Annotated in this window: 16 protein-coding genes; 12 read left to right on the forward strand and 4 right to left on the reverse strand. The window is 69.9% G+C overall.

Annotation, left to right across the window (positions count from 1 at the left end; genetic code table 11):
• The first annotated feature begins 230 nt into the window (after positions 1-230).
• Together OG568_RS31210 and OG568_RS31215 are read left to right on the forward strand one after the other, a co-directional pair.
• Positions 231-1,829, forward strand: a complete 1,599-nt coding sequence (locus OG568_RS31210; RefSeq protein WP_329533943.1) for an RDD family protein — start codon at positions 231-233, stop codon at positions 1,827-1,829.
• 127 nt (positions 1,830-1,956) lie between these two features.
• Entirely contained in the window at positions 1,957-2,634 is a 678-nt protein-coding gene (locus OG568_RS31215) for an RDD family protein (RefSeq protein WP_329533944.1), read from the forward strand.
• A gap of 90 nt (positions 2,635-2,724) precedes the next feature.
• Here OG568_RS31215 and OG568_RS31220 read toward each other — a convergent pair whose 3' ends face one another.
• On the reverse strand, positions 2,725-3,051 hold the full coding sequence (locus tag OG568_RS31220) for a hypothetical protein (protein ID WP_329533945.1): 327 nt from the start codon (positions 3,049-3,051) through the stop codon (positions 2,725-2,727).
• Between the two features lie 509 nt (positions 3,052-3,560).
• On the opposite strand from OG568_RS31220, the gene OG568_RS31225 reads away from it, so the two are divergent.
• Together OG568_RS31225 and OG568_RS31230 are read left to right on the forward strand one after the other, a co-directional pair.
• Positions 3,561-5,906, forward strand: coding sequence for an immune inhibitor A domain-containing protein (locus OG568_RS31225; protein ID WP_329533946.1), 2,346 nt, complete (start codon positions 3,561-3,563; stop codon positions 5,904-5,906).
• Positions 5,907-6,027: 121 nt separating this feature from the next.
• Positions 6,028-6,369 (forward strand): hypothetical protein, encoded by a 342-nt coding sequence (locus OG568_RS31230; protein WP_329533947.1) that lies wholly within the window; start codon positions 6,028-6,030, stop codon positions 6,367-6,369.
• A gap of 52 nt (positions 6,370-6,421) precedes the next feature.
• Here the strand turns inward: OG568_RS31230 and OG568_RS31235 are convergent, their stop codons facing one another.
• On the reverse strand, positions 6,422-7,006 hold the full coding sequence (locus OG568_RS31235) for an isochorismatase family protein (RefSeq protein ID WP_266413616.1): 585 nt from the start codon (positions 7,004-7,006) through the stop codon (positions 6,422-6,424).
• Between the two features lie 273 nt (positions 7,007-7,279).
• Positions 7,280-8,608, reverse strand: coding sequence for a nicotinate phosphoribosyltransferase (locus tag OG568_RS31240; protein WP_329533948.1), 1,329 nt, complete (start codon positions 8,606-8,608; stop codon positions 7,280-7,282).
• A 129-nt stretch (positions 8,609-8,737) separates the two neighbouring features.
• Here OG568_RS31240 and clpS point away from each other — a divergent pair, with 129 nt between their 5' ends.
• The 7 genes from clpS to OG568_RS31275 all read left to right on the forward strand — a co-directional run bounded on the left by clpS (position 8,738) and on the right by OG568_RS31275 (position 13,659).
• Positions 8,738-9,055, forward strand: coding sequence for an ATP-dependent Clp protease adapter ClpS (gene clpS, locus OG568_RS31245; RefSeq protein ID WP_054229692.1), 318 nt, complete (start codon positions 8,738-8,740; stop codon positions 9,053-9,055).
• Positions 9,056-9,151: 96 nt separating this feature from the next.
• On the forward strand, positions 9,152-9,757 hold the full coding sequence (locus OG568_RS31250) for a DUF2017 domain-containing protein (RefSeq protein ID WP_329533949.1): 606 nt from the start codon (positions 9,152-9,154) through the stop codon (positions 9,755-9,757).
• Positions 9,758-10,091: 334 nt separating this feature from the next.
• Positions 10,092-11,552 carry an amino acid permease gene (locus OG568_RS31255; RefSeq protein WP_329533950.1) on the forward strand — a complete coding sequence of 487 codons (1,461 nt, stop codon included), beginning with the start codon at positions 10,092-10,094 and terminating at the stop codon, positions 11,550-11,552.
• 99 nt (positions 11,553-11,651) lie between these two features.
• The gene (locus OG568_RS31260) at positions 11,652-12,074 is read left to right on the forward strand and encodes a M67 family metallopeptidase (protein ID WP_266582689.1); all 423 of its coding nucleotides are present in this window, start codon (positions 11,652-11,654) and stop codon (positions 12,072-12,074) included.
• A gap of 112 nt (positions 12,075-12,186) precedes the next feature.
• On the forward strand, positions 12,187-12,288 hold the full coding sequence (locus OG568_RS31265) for a putative leader peptide (RefSeq protein ID WP_329533951.1): 102 nt from the start codon (positions 12,187-12,189) through the stop codon (positions 12,286-12,288).
• A gap of 124 nt (positions 12,289-12,412) precedes the next feature.
• The gene (locus OG568_RS31270) at positions 12,413-12,691 is read left to right on the forward strand and encodes a MoaD/ThiS family protein (protein WP_054229696.1); all 279 of its coding nucleotides are present in this window, start codon (positions 12,413-12,415) and stop codon (positions 12,689-12,691) included.
• Positions 12,692-12,708: 17 nt separating this feature from the next.
• Positions 12,709-13,659 carry a PLP-dependent cysteine synthase family protein gene (locus tag OG568_RS31275; RefSeq protein ID WP_329533952.1) on the forward strand — a complete coding sequence of 317 codons (951 nt, stop codon included), beginning with the start codon at positions 12,709-12,711 and terminating at the stop codon, positions 13,657-13,659.
• Positions 13,660-13,936: 277 nt separating this feature from the next.
• Here the strand turns inward: OG568_RS31275 and OG568_RS31280 are convergent, their stop codons facing one another.
• The gene (locus OG568_RS31280; RefSeq protein ID WP_329533953.1) at positions 13,937-14,413 is read right to left on the reverse strand and encodes a type II toxin-antitoxin system PemK/MazF family toxin; all 477 of its coding nucleotides are present in this window, start codon (positions 14,411-14,413) and stop codon (positions 13,937-13,939) included.
• 260 nt (positions 14,414-14,673) lie between these two features.
• Here OG568_RS31280 and OG568_RS31285 point away from each other — a divergent pair, with 260 nt between their 5' ends.
• Positions 14,674-15,426 carry an MBL fold metallo-hydrolase gene (locus tag OG568_RS31285; protein WP_329533954.1) on the forward strand — a complete coding sequence of 251 codons (753 nt, stop codon included), beginning with the start codon at positions 14,674-14,676 and terminating at the stop codon, positions 15,424-15,426.
• Positions 15,427-15,464 lie beyond the last annotated feature (38 nt).

Raw genomic sequence — 15,464 nt, forward strand, 5'->3', positions numbered from 1 at the left:
GGGGCCCTCGAGGCGGGCCCGTACGAGTGGAGAGCTCGATCACACGGAACCATTACGCGGGTTCGAAGAAGTTTTTTGGCGGGCGTTCCGAGGCCGTGTTCCGCGCGGCGACCGCTTGTGGCGGAACCTTGCCCGAAAGAGGTGGGTACGGCGGGAGCGCCGCTGACAGGCGCGCCCGTCTGATAGATGTGGAGCCTCAAAAACCCCCGAGCAGATACGGGACGACGGACATGAGCGCCCCAACCCCGGCCCCCGGTGACGACCAGCCCCGTGAAGGGTATTACCCGGACCCCTCCATTCCTGGATATGTCCGGTACTGGAACGGTGCCTCCTGGGTACCGGGTACGAGCCGTCCCGCGCCCTCCGACGGCGCACCGCTCACGCCGCCAGGCCCCCGGCCTGCGGCCTCCGTTCCCACGCCCGCGGCCGCTCCCGCCGAGGAGACCGGCCCGCACTTCTTCGACGAGGACCCGCGACCCGCCCCCGACCCGCGCCGGGTGAGCCCGGCCGAGGCACAGCACGGCAGCCGGCCCGAGCCGGCGGCCGCGTGGGGCGCCGACCGCTCCCAGCAGTCCGGCTTCGGCGGTGAGCAGGACCGCCGGGTGTCCTGGGGCGCGCCCCCGATGGCCGACCCGCGGCTGCCGCGCGCGGCCGAACCGGGTGACGCGGTCGTCCAGCCGGACGGCGAGTCCGCCCGTGCCGACGGCACCGCGACGATCCCGCCCGCGGACCGGGGCGGCACCCCGCAACCCCCCGCCTCCGACGGCACCATGATGTTCCGCCGTCCGACGGGACCGGCGCCGTCCACCGGCGCCGAGGGCGCGTCCGGGGCCGCGGCTCCGGCGGGCGGCGCGCGGTTCACCGGCACCGGTCACCCCGACAGCGCCGCACACCCCGCCCCTTCCGAGGGCGCCATGACGTTCCGTCCGTCCGCCCCGCGCACGGGGCCGCAGCGCGGGGCGCAGCCCGGGGGCACGGCTTCGGCCGACGGCGCACCGGGGGCGGACACCCCCGCGGCGAGCGGCTCGGCGGGGGCCGGGGGCGGCTTCGGCGCCGGACAGGCCGCCCAGGCCGCGGCCGAGGCGGCGGCCAGGCCGGCCCAGCCCGCCGCCGCCGCGCAGCAGCCGCCCACCCCCGCACCCTCCACCCCCGCCACGCCTTCCGTCCCGCAGCAGTCCACCGGCCCCGCCGGCACGCCCCTCACCAGCGGCCCCGGTGGAGGACAGCCGTCCTGGGCCCAGCAGGTGCACCGGCTCGCGGGTGACCCGGGCGCCGACGGACAGCCCGTCACGCCGTGGAAGCCGCCGGTGGACGACGTGTTCCAGGCCGCCGCCCGCAGACAGTCCGCGGCGCGCCCGGCGAGCCTCGGCAGGCGGCTGCTGGCCCGGATCGTGGACACCGCGGTCCTGGCGACCGTCACCGCCGTGCCCGCCGTACCGCTGGGCACCAAGGCGATCGACCACATCAACGAGAAGGTCGACGCGGCCAAGCGGTCCGGCCAGACCGTCACCGTATGGCTGCTCGACGGGACGACCACGGGCTACCTCGGGATCGTCCTGGCCGTCCTGCTCCTCTTCGGCGTCCTCTACGACGTGCTGCCCACCGCCAAGTGGGGCCGCACGCTCGGCAAGAAGGTGTGCGGGATCGAGGTCCGGGACATCGAGAGCCATGAACCCCCGTCCTTCGGGCGGGCCCTGCGCCGCTGGCTCGTCTACGCCGTCCCCGGCGTCCTCGTCATCGGCGCCATCGGCGTCCTGTGGTGCGTGTTCGACAAGCCCTGGCGCCAGTGCTGGCACGACAAGGCGGCCCACACCTTCGTGGCCGCGTAGCCGCCCGTACGCCGTCCGGGCCGTAGGGCCTGACCCTCCGGACGGGTGGCGCGGCCGCCGGGAGCCCGGTCCCCCGGACGGCCGCTCGCCGGATGCGCGGCGGCGGGGTTCGCGGTCGACTCGGGCCATGAGCAGCGAACCGCCGCCCCCGGGTTCGGGTCAGCCACCGGACGAGGATCCGTTCAAGAAGCAGCCCCCGCCCGCCGAGGGCGGCGGCTCCCCGTACGACACCCCACCGTCGTCGACACCGCCCCAGGGCTCCCCGTACGACTCCCCGTACGGCAATCAGCCGCCTCCGCACGGCGGCGGGGACCCGTACGGCCCCGGCGGCCCCTACGGCGGTGACCCGCTGGCCGGCATGCCGCCGCTCGCCGACAGCGGCAGACGCACGGTGGCGAGGATCATCGACATGATCCTGGTGGGCATCGTGGTGTGGCTGCTGACCTTGGCGTTCGGGGTCGACGAGTACACGCTGAACGCGGACAAGATGGAGTACAGCAGGGGTTTCGGGCAGGCCGTGATCGCCGCGGTGCTCTACGTCGGCTACGACACCATCATGATCAGCAGGTCGGGGCAGACGCTCGGCAAGAAGCTGTTCAAGCTGCGTGTGGCCAACCTCGACAACGGCTCCACGCCCTCCGTGCAGACCACGCTGGTCCGCTCGCTGGTGCTGTGGATCCCGTTCGCGTTCTGCTGCGCGTGCATCTGGACCGCGATCGCGGGCGGTTGGAGCTTCTTCGACAAGCCCTACAAGCAGGGCCTGCACGACAAGGCGGCCAAGACGGTGGTGGTCAGCACGGGCTGAACGGCCTGAACGAGCTGAACGGGCCGACGTACGCGATCAGCCGCACTCCACGGGGAGACGGCTGATCGGGACAGCGGCGGGTTCGTGGAATCACGGGCCCGCCGGTTCGCGTACGGCGGAGACGGACGCCGACGACACGGACAGGGACGCGGCGACGGACGCGGTCTCGCGCTGTGCGGGCACCCGCTCCTGAACGGGAACCGGTGCGGGGGCCGGTACGGCGGCCACGGAGCCGGAACGCACGCGCTTCGGCAGCGGAACCGTTACGGCGACGAGCAGTCCGAGAGCGAGTGCCGAGAGGGTGATCACCGCGATCCCCAGGCCCGAACTCGTCTGAGACAGCAGCAGCATGGCGAGGGTGGAGAAGATCACGGTGCAGGAACCGTAGGCGAGCTGTGCGGCGGTCGGACGAGGCATGGCGATTCCTCGGGGTGGGGGTACTCCCCCCGTGCCTCTCGCGATGGGGGAGGATGCGGACAACAACGGGACCGGACGGCGACCGGAGTGATCGACAACGGGAGTGGGGCCGCGTATCCGGATGGGGCTGCGAATCGTGGGACGACAACGGTGTCTCCTTGCCAATCCGTTGACATTCCCACGTTCCGCCAATCGACTCTATTCGCCTGCATGCCCGAGTGGAACGTCCGGTAAGCGTGACCTTACCCACGGTGCCGGAGCACAGGGGGCGCACGGAGTCATCGCGTCCACCAAGTGGACAGCGGGACGCGCCCGTTGAGGAGCCCCGCCTCGGTTCGGATACCGAACTACAGCTCCGCATAGTGCAGTTGCCAGGTTCAAGTCAAGATCTGTCTTTTCTTTGGTAACTCCGGTCAAATGTCGTCACTTGACACGCGTATACGCGCGCGGACCTCCATGACCCCCGGGATCCCCCCATCCGCGCGAACGGACGCGGGGGAGGACTTCAAGTGACCAGCAGACCATGGACGTTCAGAGCAGCCGCGGTGGGCGTTGCCCTCGCGGCGGCTACCGCCACGTTCTCGACGTTCGCCGTGGCGCAGGCAGATGATGCCGCATCGGCGGCGGCTTCGGCGAGCGCGAACCGCCACGAGCCCCAGCCGGCCGGCAAGGAGGCCGAACACGACCTCGACGGCCCGCTCAGCAAGACCCAGGAAGCACAGCGCGAAGAGGCCCTGAACCAGGTCATATCCGGGGACGCGAAGGTCCAGGACCGGAACGGTTCACAGGTCGTCAAGCTCAAGGGCAAGAACAAGTACGTCGAGCTCGGCCGCGAGAAGACCGACAAGATCTTCACCATCCTGGTCGAGTTCGGCGACCAGGTCGACAGCCGCTACGGCGGCACCGTGGGCCCGCTGCACAACCAGATAGCCGCGCCCGACCGCGCCCAGGACAACAGCACGGCCTGGCAGGCGGACTACAACCAGGCGCACTTCCAGGACCTCTACTTCGGCACCGGCAAGAACACCGAGTCGCTGAAGAAGTACTACGAGAAGCAGTCCTCGGGCCGCTACTCGGTCGACGGCGAGGTCAGCGACTGGGTCAAGGTCCCCTACAACGAGGCCCGTTACGGCTCCAACAAGGCGTCCACCGGCGCCTGGTACGCGGTCCAGGACGGTGTCACCGCCTGGGTCGGCGACCAGAAGGCGGCCGGCAAGTCCGACGCGGACATCAAGGCGGACCTGGCCAAGTACGACCAGTGGGACCGCTACGACTACGACGGCGACGGCAACTTCAACGAGCCCGACGGCTACATCGACCACTTCCAGGTCGTGCACGCCGGTGAGGACGAGTCCGCGGGTGGCGGCGCGCAGGGCGAGGACGCCATCTGGGCGCACCGCTGGTACGCGTTCGGCACCGACGCGGGCGCCACGGGTCCGGCCGGCAACAAGCTCGGCGGCGCCGCGATCGGCGACACCGGCATCTGGGTCGGCGACTACACCATCCAGCCGGAGAACGGCGGACTCGGCGTCTACGCGCACGAGTACGGCCACGACCTCGGTCTGCCGGACGAGTACGACACCACCAACTCGGCCGAGAACTCCACGGGTTTCTGGACCCTGATGTCCTCCGGTTCCTGGCTCGGCACCGGCAAGAACGCCATCGGCGACCTGCCCGGTGACATGAACTCCTGGGACAAGCTGCAGCTCGGCTGGCTGAACTACGACACGGCCAAGGCCGCGACGAAGTCGAAGCACAAGCTGGGTGTCGCCGAGTACAACACCAAGAACAAGCAGGCCCTGGTGGTCTCGCTGCCCGACAAGGCGGTCACCACCGAGATCGTCGCCCCGGCGCAGGGTTCGACCCAGTGGTGGAGCGGCAGCGGCAACGACCTCAAGAACACGCTGACGCGTTCCGTCGACCTCACCGGCAAGTCGTCGGCCGCCCTCTCGCTCGACGGCTGGTACGACATCGAGGCCGACTTCGACTACCTGTACACCGAGGTCTCGACCGACGGCGGCGCCAACTGGACCGCGCTCGACGGCACGGTGGACGGGCAGCCGATCCCGCGCGACGGCAGTGGCAAGCCCGCGCTGACCGGCACGGTGGACGCGTACAAGAAGCTGTCGTTCCCGCTCGACGCCTACGCGGGCCAGAAGATCGACCTGCGGTTCCGCTACCAGAGCGACGGCGGCGTGGCGCTGAAGGGCTTCGCGGCCGACGAGATCACGGTGACCGCGGACGGTTCGGCGCTCTTCTCGGACAACGCCGAGACCGCGGACGCCGCGTGGACCGCCGCCGGGTTCTCCCGGGTCGGCGCGTCCTTCACCGACGACTACGCGCAGTACTACATCGCGGAGAACCGTCAGTACGTCTCGTACGACAAGACCCTCAAGACCGGCCCGTACAACTTCGGCTTCTCGACGACGCGTCCGTCCTGGGTGGAGCACTACCCGTACCAGAACGGCCTGTTGATCTGGAAGTGGGACACCTCGCAGAAGGACAACAACGTCAGCGCGCACGCGGGCTCCGGGCTGATCCTGCCGGTCGACTCGCACTCCACCGCGCTGAAGTGGTCCAACGGAACGGTGATGCGCAGCCGGATCCAGTCGTACGACTCGCCGTTCAGCCTGTACCGCACGGACGGTCTGACGCTGCACAACGCGGACGTGGCGACGAAGATCCCGTCGAAGCCGGGGGTGCCGGTCTTCAACGACCACACCAGCACCTACTACGACACGACGGCCCCGACCGCGGGTGTCCAGATCACTGACACCAACACCAAGATCAAGATCGTCAAGGAGGCCCGCGACGGCTCGACGATCTCGCTCGAAGTGGGCCGTGCGGTGAAGTAAGCGGCATTCTCGCAGGTCAGAAGCGTATCGGCGGCAACCCCCTGGCGGGTTGCCGCCGATCGTGTTTAGGTGCGTCCTGTGGATTTCTTATTGACACCGGTGCGCACGGGGGTGTGACTGCATGGCCGCAGGAGGTTTCTGCAAGCTGCCGAACGGCAGCGTGGTGGTGGCGCTGAACCTGCCGAGACCGGCGGGCTCGGGCCCTGGGCAGGTGCGTTTTCTGGTCCTGGCCCAGAACCGGGCCCGGGCACTGACGCGCCTTCGCAACCTGGGCCTGCGCGCGGTGTACCTCCGAGGGAACGCGGCCCCGCCCACCCCCGACGAGATCACCGCCGTCCTGCACCACCCCGACGGCCTCATATGGCGCACCACCCCTGACGACGGTGTCCAGGGCTCCGACCTCGCCCAGGAACTGTGGCGCCCGTTCAGATCCCTCCTGAGACGCCCGGCGGCACCGGCGTAGGGCCCTGTGCCGCCTTTCGGGCCACGGGTTGGACCGCGGGTTGGACCGCGGGTCAGACCACGGGCTTGCCCGTGAGCTCCACCCCGGCCGCCCGCAGCTCCTCCAGCGCGCGGTCCGTGGTCTCCTCGGAGACGCCGGCCGTGAGGTCCAGCAGGACCTGGGTGCGGAAGCCGTTTCGGACGGAGTCCAGGGCGGTCGCGCGCACGCAGTGGTCGGTGGCGATGCCGACCACGTCCACCTCGTCGATCTCGCGGGCGCGCAGCCAGTCACCCAGCGAGACCCCGTTCTCGTCGGCGCCCTCGAAGCCGCTGTACGCCGCCGCGTACGCGCCCTTGTCGAAGACGGCGTCTATCGCGCCGGAGGCGACCACCGGGGCGAAGTTGGGGTGGAATCCGACCCCCTCCGTGCCGGCCACGCAGTGCGCGGGCCAGGAGTGGACGAAGTCGGGGTTGTCGGCGAAGTGGCCACCGGGAGCGATGTGGAGGTCACGGGTGGCGACGACATGCCGGTAACCGGCGGGCGCCTGCCCGATCAGCTCCGTGATGGCGGCGGCCACATCGGCACCTCCGGCCACCGCGAGGCTGCCTCCCTCGCAGAAGTCGTTCTGCACGTCTACGACGATCAAGGCGCGGCGCATGGTCGGTGTCCTTCGACTGTTTCGACTATGGGGTCGGTGGATGTGGCTGGGAGCGCGGGACCGGCCTGTGGGGCCGAGCCTAGAGACTTCACGCGCGGCACGGGAGGGGGCTTTCGGTTACGGCCTGCTGCGGCGGAGATGTGGTGTTGCGTGTTGCCGTTGCATTCCCGCTGACCGCCCGTTCATTCGTGCTTCGCCCAAGCGTGGCCTGAGCCGGCCGGAGCGCCGCCCGCGCGCGCTCCGGCGCACCCCGCGCACACCACCGGGGCCGTGTCAGACGTATTCCGTCGGAATGACCGGTTCCCCACGGGAGAGCTGCGTCGCCGACAGCGGCAGGCCGGCCAGCGCGGCCGCGTGCCGGTCGCGTACGACGTCGAGGGGCTCGCGGGAGAGGACCTGCCCGCCCTTGACGAGCTCCACCAGCAGCTGTCGGTCGGCCAGCTCCGCGGGGACCGGCCCGGTGCCGATCACCTCGGCCTCGGGGACCCCCCACTCGTCGAGCCGGCGCGCGGCCCACTTGCGCCCGCCGATGGAGGTCTTGCCACCGGTGGACCTCTTGGCCACGGGCTCCAGCGGAAGCTTCGGGTCCGCCGACTCGGCGCGGGCGACCAGCTTGTAGACCATCGAACAGGTGGGATGGCCGGAACCCGTCACCAGCTGCGTGCCGACTCCGTACGCGTCCACGGGGGCCGCGGCCAGCGAGGCGATCGCGTACTCGTCCAGGTCCGAGGTCACGATGATCCGCGTGTCGGTCGCGCCCAGCTCGTCCAGCTGCTGCCTTACCCGGTGCGCGACCAGCAGCAGGTCCCCGGAGTCGATCCGTACGGCCCCGAGTTCCGGCCCGGCGATGTCGACCGCCATCCGTACCGCCTCCGTGACGTCGTACGTGTCCACGAGCAGCGTCGTTCCGCGGCCCAGCGAGTTCACCTGGGCCTGGAAGGCGTCCCGCTCGCGGTCGTGGAGCAGGGTGAAGGCGTGTGCGGAGGTGCCGACGGTCGGGATGCCGTAGCGGAATCCGGAGGCCAGGTCGGAGGTGGTCGTGAAGCCTCCGACGTACGCGGCCCGTGCCGCCGCCACCGCGGCCAGCTCGTGCGTGCGCCGGGCGCCCATCTCGATCAGCGGCCGGCCCCCGGCGGCGGAGGCCATCCGGGAGGCGGCGGCCGCGATCGCCGAGTCGTGGTTGAGGATGGAGAGGATCACCGTTTCCAGGAGCACGCACTCCGCGAAGGACCCCTCGACCCGCAGGATCGGCGAGCCAGGGAAGTACACCTCGCCCTCGGGATAGCCCCAGATGTCCCCGCGGAAGCGGTACGAGGCGAGCCACCGCAGGGTCGGCTCGTCCACGATGGCGTTCTCGCGCAGGAAGCCCAGGACGTCGGCGTCGAAGCGGAAGTTCTCGACGGCGTCGAGGACCCGCCCGGTGCCCGCCACGACGCCGTAGCGCCGCCCCTCCGGCAGCCGCCGCGTGAAGACCTCGAAGACCGAGCGCCGCTCGGCGGTCCCCGCGGCCAGTGCGGCCTGCAACATCGTCAGCTCGTACTGGTCGGTGAAGAGCGCCGTCGAGGGAACGTCCACCGGCAGCCCAAGGTCCGCTGTGTTCATAAGCCTGGATGGTACCCCCATCTCGTCACTCTGACGATTTGTGGGGTCGATGTATGTCGATGTATTCCGGTTGTATCCCCGTGGCATTCCGGGGGTCCATTTGTGCGGGCCCCCCTCTCTGGTGGCAGCATGGGCCGTGTGACCGCTCCCGCACCCCTAGAGATCGAAAAGACCGAGTCGGCGGAGGAGGTCTTCGCCGTACCCGAGCCTGACGTCCCCTGGGTCACCATCGTGCACAACGACCCGGTCAACCTCATGAGCTATGTGACGTATGTCTTCCAGACGTACTTCGGCTACACGAAGGACAAGGCCACCAAGCTCATGCTCGACGTCCATCACAAGGGCCGGGCGGTCGTCTCCAGCGGCACGCGCGAGGAGATGGAACGCGACGTACAGGCCATGCACGGCTACGGTCTGTGGGCCACCCTTCAGCAGGACCGGAAGTAGCAGGACCGGAAGCAGTCGGACCGGAAGCAGCCGGACCAAAGCATCCGAGCCCTCCCTGTAAACCGCGAGCAGGACCGGAAGTAGCGAACTCACTCCATGCCAGGACACTTCGAACCGCTCCCCGGCGGCGGCGCGGCCGTCGCGCTCGACGAGGTCGAGATCTCCATCATCCGCTCCCTCGCCGTACAGCTCCTGGAGCTCATCGGTCCCGGCCCCGCGGAGAACGCCCCCGACGACCCGCTCGCCGAACTGTTCGCGGAGGGCCCCAGCGAGCCACCCTCCGACCCCGTGCTGCGGCGCCTCTTCCCGGACGCCTACAGCGGCCCCGACGTCGCGGCCGGCTCGCCCGAGGAGGCCGAGGAGCAGCGCGCCCACTCCGCCGAGTTCCGCCGCTTCACCGAGAACGACCTGCGGGCGGGCAAGCGCGAGAACGCCCTCGCGGTGATCCGCTCGCTGGACGCCCTCACCACGGCGGGCGACGGCGGAGCGGTCCTCAAGCTCTCCCCCGGGGAGTCCGAGCAGTGGCTGCGCGCCCTCAACGACCTGCGCCTGGCGATCGGCGCCCGGCTCGACGTCGTCGAGGAGGAGGACACCGACCTCCTCTACCGCCTCCCGGACGAGGACCCGCGCAAGCCGATGGTGATGGCGTACCTGTGGCTGGGCGGTCTCCAGGAGACGCTCGTCGAGACGCTGATGCCCTGACCAGGGGTTTGTTCAGGGTTCAATCGGTGTTCGCTCAGAGGACGCTCAGATCCGGATAACGATCCCGTCACCGCTGTGGCCTGCTATCCACCCTTGAGTGGTTTTTGTCCGCTTCTTCCTGTGGCGTGCCTTACATCGCCCGAAGGCTCCCCATGTTGCGGCCGTGATAAATCTTCACGACCGCCCGACAGGACACCACCCACGTCCGGTCGGGTGCGCCACCGAGCCGGCGACCGCCGGCCAGGCAACAAGCTCCATCACATCCGGGGGGATCGGAACCCGATCCGAAGCCGAGGGACCGGCTCGGATCGGCATGGAGAAAGGCGCACCACACATGACCTCGTCGCAGGTCGGCAAGACCGAAGAGCCCCGTGCCGGCAGTGAGGCCGTGGGCGGCGACGCCCCCGAAGAGGGGTACGAGCGCGGGCTCGGCAGTCGCCAGGTCCAGATGATCGCGATCGGCGGCGCCATCGGCGTCGGCCTGTTCCTGGGCGCCGGGGCGAACATCGCCAAGGCGGGGCCCAGCCTCATCTTCATGTACGCCCTCGCCGGCGTGATCATCTTCTTCATCATGCGGGCGCTCGGCGAGCTGCTCCTGTACCGCCCGGTCTCGGGCTCCTTCGCGGAGTACTCCCGCGAGTTCCTCGGCCCGTTCTTCGGCTACTTCACCGGCTGGACGTACTGGCTGATGTGGGTGGTCACCGGCATGGCGGAACTCACCGCCGCCGCGATCTACGTCCACTACTGGTTCCCGTCCATCCCCCAATGGGTGACGGCACTGGTCTTCCTGATCGTCCTCTTCGTGGCGAACCTGATCTCGGTGAAGCTCTTCGGAGAGATCGAGTTCTGGTTCTCGATGGTCAAGGTCACCGCCCTGATCGGCATGATCGTGATCGGCCTCGGCGTCCTCACCTTCGGCTTCAGCTCGGCCGGTGACACGGCCTCCGTCGCCAACCTGTGGCAGTTCGACGGCTTCTTCCCCAAGGGCATCGGCTCGTCCCTGATGACCCTCCAGGGCGTCATGTTCGCCTACCTCGCCGTCGAGCTCGTCGGCGTCACGGCGGGCGAGTCCGAGGACCCGGAGAAGACCCTCCCCAAGGCGATCAACACCCTCCCCTGGCGCATCGCGCTCTTCTACGTCGGCGCGCTCACGGTCATCCTCTGCGTCGTGAAGTGGACGGAGTTCGCCCCGGGCGTCAGCCCCTTCGTCGAGGCCTTCGCGAAGATCGGCATCCCGGCCGGCGCCGGCATCGTCAACTTCGTGGTCCTGACCGCCGCCCTGTCCTCCTGCAACTCCGGCATGTACTCCACTGGCCGCATGCTGCGCACCCTGGCGGACAACGGCGAGGCCCCCAAGGTCTTCAGCAGGCTCTCCTCGACCAAGACCCCGGCGATCGGCATCACCGTCTCCATGCTCTTCATGGGCATCGGCGTGATCCTGAACTACATCGTCCCGGAGAAGGCCTTCGGCTACGTCACCTCCGTGGCCACCGCCGCCGGCATCTGGACCTGGCTGATGATCCTGATCAGCCACATCCTCTACCGCCGCGCGGTCGACGCCGGACGCCTGCCCGCCTCCTCCTTCCCGGCCCCGGGCGGAGCGAAGTGCAGCTGGATCGCGGTCGTCTTCCTGCTCTTCGTCACGGGCCTCATCGCCTACGACGCCGACTCCCGCGTCTGCCTCTACGTGATGGCCGGCTGGGCCGCGGCCCTGGCCATCGGCTGGTGGGTGCTCAAGGCACGCAACCCCCAGGTCACCGAGCGCCGCGAACCGGCGTTCGAGAAGGTCGGCTGACCTTCCCGGTTCGGCACGGCCGACCTTCCCGGTTCAGCATGTGGGCCGCCCCGTACCACCCCTCGGTACAGGGCGGCCCTTCTGCTTATCCTGACCGACATGCTGACCATCACCCAGGCCCTCGTCGACCAGATCGTCGCGCACGCGCGCCAGGACCACCCCGACGAGGCGTGCGGCGTCGTCGCGGGCCCGGTGGGCTCGGGCCGCCCCGAGCGCTTCATCCCGATGCTCAACGCCGCCCGCTCGCCCACGTTCTACGAATTCGACTCCGGCGACCTGCTGAAGCTGTACCGCGAGATGGACGACCGCGACGAGGAGCCGGTGATCATCTACCACTCCCACACGGCGACCGAGGCGTACCCCTCCCGCACCGACATCTCCTACGCCAACGAGCCGGGCGCGCACTACGTCCTCGTCTCGACCGCGGACGCGGACGACGCGGGTCCGTTCCAGTTCCGCTCCTACCGGATCCTCGAGGGAGAGGTGACGGAGGAGGAGGTCAAGGTCGTCGACGCGTACTGACGCCGCCCCGACGCCGCCTCCACGCCGCCACGATCCCGGACTTTGGGCAGAATTCATCCACCATCTGAGATCACACTCCGGGACCCGGACCGGGAATCGATACGATGAGCCCATGGTTTCCCAGGACGTGAGCGACAAGACGCCGGGCACGCTGCTCGTGGCGCGGCTGCACGTCGACCTGTGCAGGCTGCAGAGCGCCATCTGTACGCGCTGAACCCTGCCGCCGTACGGCCGTGAGCCACGGCTCCGCGGGACCACGACCGGCGTCCCGCCCCGCTACTCCCGCGCTGCAGCGCGCCCACCGACCTGACTTTTCCTTCCGACAGGAGCCCGCAACCATGGCCATCGAGGTCCGCATCCCCACCATCCTCCGCACCTACACCGGCGGCGAGAAGGCCGTCGAGGGCGGCGGCGCGACCCTCGCCGAGCTCTTCGCCGACCTCGAGACCCGGCACGCGGGCATCCAGGCCCGGATCGTGGACGACGGCCAGCTGCGCCGCTTCGTCAACGTGTACCTGAACGACGAGGACGTCCGCTTCCTCGACGGCATCAACACCAAGCTCACCGACGGCGACAACGTGACGATCCTGCCGGCCGTCGCCGGTGGCATGGTCTGATCGGCCGCTGATCGCTGATGCGCTACGACTCCCCGCTCGCCGCGGTGGGCAACACCCCTCTGGTGCGCCTGCCACGCCTGTCGCTGTCCGCCGACGTCCGGATCTGGGCGAAACTGGAGGACCGCAATCCGACGGGTTCGGTCAAGGACCGCCCGGCCCTCCACATGGTCGAACAGGCGGAGAAGGACGGCCGGTTGACCCCGGGCTGCACGATCCTGGAGCCGACGAGCGGGAACACCGGCATCTCGCTGGCCATGGCGGCGAAGCTCAAGGGCTACCGCATGGTGTGCGTGATGCCGGAGAACACCTCTCAGGAGCGGCGGGACCTGCTGGCCATGTGGGGCGCGGAGATCATCTCCAGCCCCGCGGCCGGCGGTTCCAACACCGCCGTGCGCGTCGCGAAGGAACTGTCGGCCGAGCACCCCGACTGGGTCATGCTCTACCAGTACGGGAACCCCGACAACGCGGGCGCCCACTACGCGACGACGGGCCCGGAGATCCTGGCGGACCTCCCCTCCATCACGCACTTCGTCGCGGGACTCGGCACGACCGGCACCCTCATGGGCGTCGGCCGCTACCTCCGGGAGAACAAGCCGGACGTGAAGATCGTCGCCGCGGAGCCACGCTACGACGACCTCGTGTACGGCCTGCGCAACCTCGACGAGGGGTTCGTCCCTGAGCTGTACGACGCGTCGGTCCTCACCACCCGCTTCTCGGTCGGCTCCGCCGACGCGGTCACCCGCACCCGTGAGCTCCTCCAGCAGGAGGGCATCTTCGCGGGTGTCTCCACCGGGGCCGCGCTGCACGCCGCGATCGGCGTCGGCAAGAAGGCGCTCGCCGCGGGGGAGTCCGCCGACATCGTCTTCGTCGTGGCCGACGGCGGCTGGAAGTACCTGTCGACGGGCGTCTACACCGCCGCGACCACAGAAGAGGCCATCGAAACCCTCCAGGGCCAGCTCTGGGCGTAGGCCGCACGGGGCGGGGGCCCGGAGTTCCTCGCCCCCGCCGCCCCTACCCGTCCCATCCCTGGGGCTCCGCCCCAGGCCCCGTGGGGCGGTCCTGCGGCTGCGGGTGGGTGGGGGCTGGTCGCGCAGTTCCCCGCGCCCCTCGGGCGGGGGCTTTGCCCCGCATCTTCAGCCTGTCCGGCGTTTGAGGACGAGGCCGTTCAGGCCGATCGGGGGGCTGGGGGCGGAGCCCCCAGGTTGAGGATGGGACGGGTAGGGGCGGCGGGGGCGAGAGACGGCCTCAGCCGGCCAAGTAGCGGACCTGGTCCCAGAGCACCGGATCCACGACCCCCACCCGCCGCCGGAACTCCCACAGCGGCACCTCACGCAACTCGTCCGTCTCCAGGAAGCTCGCCCGCCCATGGGCGTCACCCACGGCACCGGGCGGCAGCGGAATCACCCCGGCCCGCTCGTCGTGGTACTTGCTCGTGATCTTCGCGACGGTCACCCGCTCACCCCGCACGGCCAGCACCAGACACGGCCGGTCCCTCTCCCCGGGCCCGTCCTCGTAGGGAACCTTCGCCCACCAGATCTCGGCGGGCCGCGGCCGCGGCACCCGTGGCCGCCCCCGCCCCCCGGCCGACGGCCGCCCGGGCGGCCGAGTCCGGCCGGCGGGCCGGTCAGCTCGGTGCCCACGGCGCCCCCAGCCGTCCACCAGCGTCGCGACCAGCGCGAGCAGCACCACGGCCGCCAACGCGAGCCACCAGGACGTGTCCATACCAAAGAAGGTACCGGCGCGCACCCCGCCCCGCTCCCCGCCCGCGCAACCCACGCACCCGACCTCCGGTCGACCATCCATCCGAACCGGTGACAGCACAGGTGAGTTCGCCCACAACGGCCCCTGGTGGAGGAGCGACCCGCCCTTTTGCGCCTTACGCTCGACGGACCGCACGACCCCCGTTCCCGTATCTGCATCCGAGTATCTGCACCCCGCATCTACTCTCTGCACTTCCTGCCAGCGCGGAGGTTCCAGCTCTTATGAAGCTCACCGTCGTCGGCTGCTCGGGGTCGTTCCCGTCCGCGGAATCGGCCTGCTCGAGCTACCTCGTAGAGGCCGACGGCTTCCGGCTGCTTCTCGACATGGGCAATGGTGCCCTTGGCGAGCTGCAGCGCCACTGCGGTCTTTACGACCTCGACGCGATCTTCCTCAGCCATCTGCACGCCGACCACTGCATCGACATGTGCGCGTACTTCGTCGCGCGCTACTACCGCCACGACGGCGGCCGCTGCGACCCGCTGCCCGTCTACGGACCCGAGGGCACGGAGCAGCGTCTGACCACCGCGTACGCGGACACTCCCACCGCCTCCTCGATGAGCGAGGTCTTCGACTTCCACACGGTCAAACCGGGCTCGTTCGAGATCGGCCCGTTCACCGTGCACACGGAGCGGGTGCGCCACCCCGTGGAGGCGTACGCCATCCGTGTCGAACACGGAGGGAAGTCGCTGACGTACTCCGGGGACACCGGCGTCACCGACGCGCTGGACGAACTCGCCCGGGACACCGACCTGTTCCTCTGCGAGGCCGCGTTCACGCACGGCAAGGAGAACATCCCCGACCTGCACCTCAACGGCCGCCAGGCGGGTGAGAGCGCCAACCGCGCCGGCGCCCGCCGTCTGCTGCTCACCCACATCCCGCCGTGGACGGACCCCCGGATCAACCTGGCCGATGCCCGCGCGGTGTACTCGGGCCCCGTGGATCTGGCGAGGCCCCGGGTGACGTACGAAATCTAGAAGCCGCCGCGGCGTCGCAGCCGTCCCCACCCGTGCGT

This window comes from Streptomyces sp. NBC_01450 (genome assembly GCF_036227505.1).
Classification (GTDB): domain Bacteria; phylum Actinomycetota; class Actinomycetes; order Streptomycetales; family Streptomycetaceae; genus Streptomyces.

Bases quoted from the DNA above. Each gene is read 5' to 3' on its own strand.
- OG568_RS31210 (WP_329533943.1), top strand. From the start codon at position 231: ATGAGCGCCCCAACCCCGGCCCCCGGTGACGACCAGCCCCGTGAAGGG.
- OG568_RS31215 (WP_329533944.1), top strand. From the start codon at position 1,957: ATGAGCAGCGAACCGCCGCCCCCGGGTTCGGGTCAGCCACCGGACGAG.
- OG568_RS31220 (WP_329533945.1), bottom strand. From the start codon at position 3,051: ATGCCTCGTCCGACCGCCGCACAGCTCGCCTACGGTTCCTGCACCGTG.
- OG568_RS31230 (WP_329533947.1), top strand. From the start codon at position 6,028: ATGGCCGCAGGAGGTTTCTGCAAGCTGCCGAACGGCAGCGTGGTGGTG.
- OG568_RS31235 (WP_266413616.1), bottom strand. From the start codon at position 7,006: ATGCGCCGCGCCTTGATCGTCGTAGACGTGCAGAACGACTTCTGCGAG.
- OG568_RS31240 (WP_329533948.1), bottom strand. From the start codon at position 8,608: ATGAACACAGCGGACCTTGGGCTGCCGGTGGACGTTCCCTCGACGGCG.
- clpS (WP_054229692.1), top strand. From the start codon at position 8,738: ATGGGCCGTGTGACCGCTCCCGCACCCCTAGAGATCGAAAAGACCGAG.
- OG568_RS31250 (WP_329533949.1), top strand. From the start codon at position 9,152: ATGCCAGGACACTTCGAACCGCTCCCCGGCGGCGGCGCGGCCGTCGCG.
- OG568_RS31255 (WP_329533950.1), top strand. From the start codon at position 10,092: ATGACCTCGTCGCAGGTCGGCAAGACCGAAGAGCCCCGTGCCGGCAGT.
- OG568_RS31260 (WP_266582689.1), top strand. From the start codon at position 11,652: ATGCTGACCATCACCCAGGCCCTCGTCGACCAGATCGTCGCGCACGCG.
- OG568_RS31265 (WP_329533951.1), top strand. From the start codon at position 12,187: ATGGTTTCCCAGGACGTGAGCGACAAGACGCCGGGCACGCTGCTCGTG.
- OG568_RS31270 (WP_054229696.1), top strand. From the start codon at position 12,413: ATGGCCATCGAGGTCCGCATCCCCACCATCCTCCGCACCTACACCGGC.
- OG568_RS31275 (WP_329533952.1), top strand. From the start codon at position 12,709: ATGCGCTACGACTCCCCGCTCGCCGCGGTGGGCAACACCCCTCTGGTG.
- OG568_RS31280 (WP_329533953.1), bottom strand. From the start codon at position 14,413: ATGGACACGTCCTGGTGGCTCGCGTTGGCGGCCGTGGTGCTGCTCGCG.
- OG568_RS31285 (WP_329533954.1), top strand. From the start codon at position 14,674: ATGAAGCTCACCGTCGTCGGCTGCTCGGGGTCGTTCCCGTCCGCGGAA.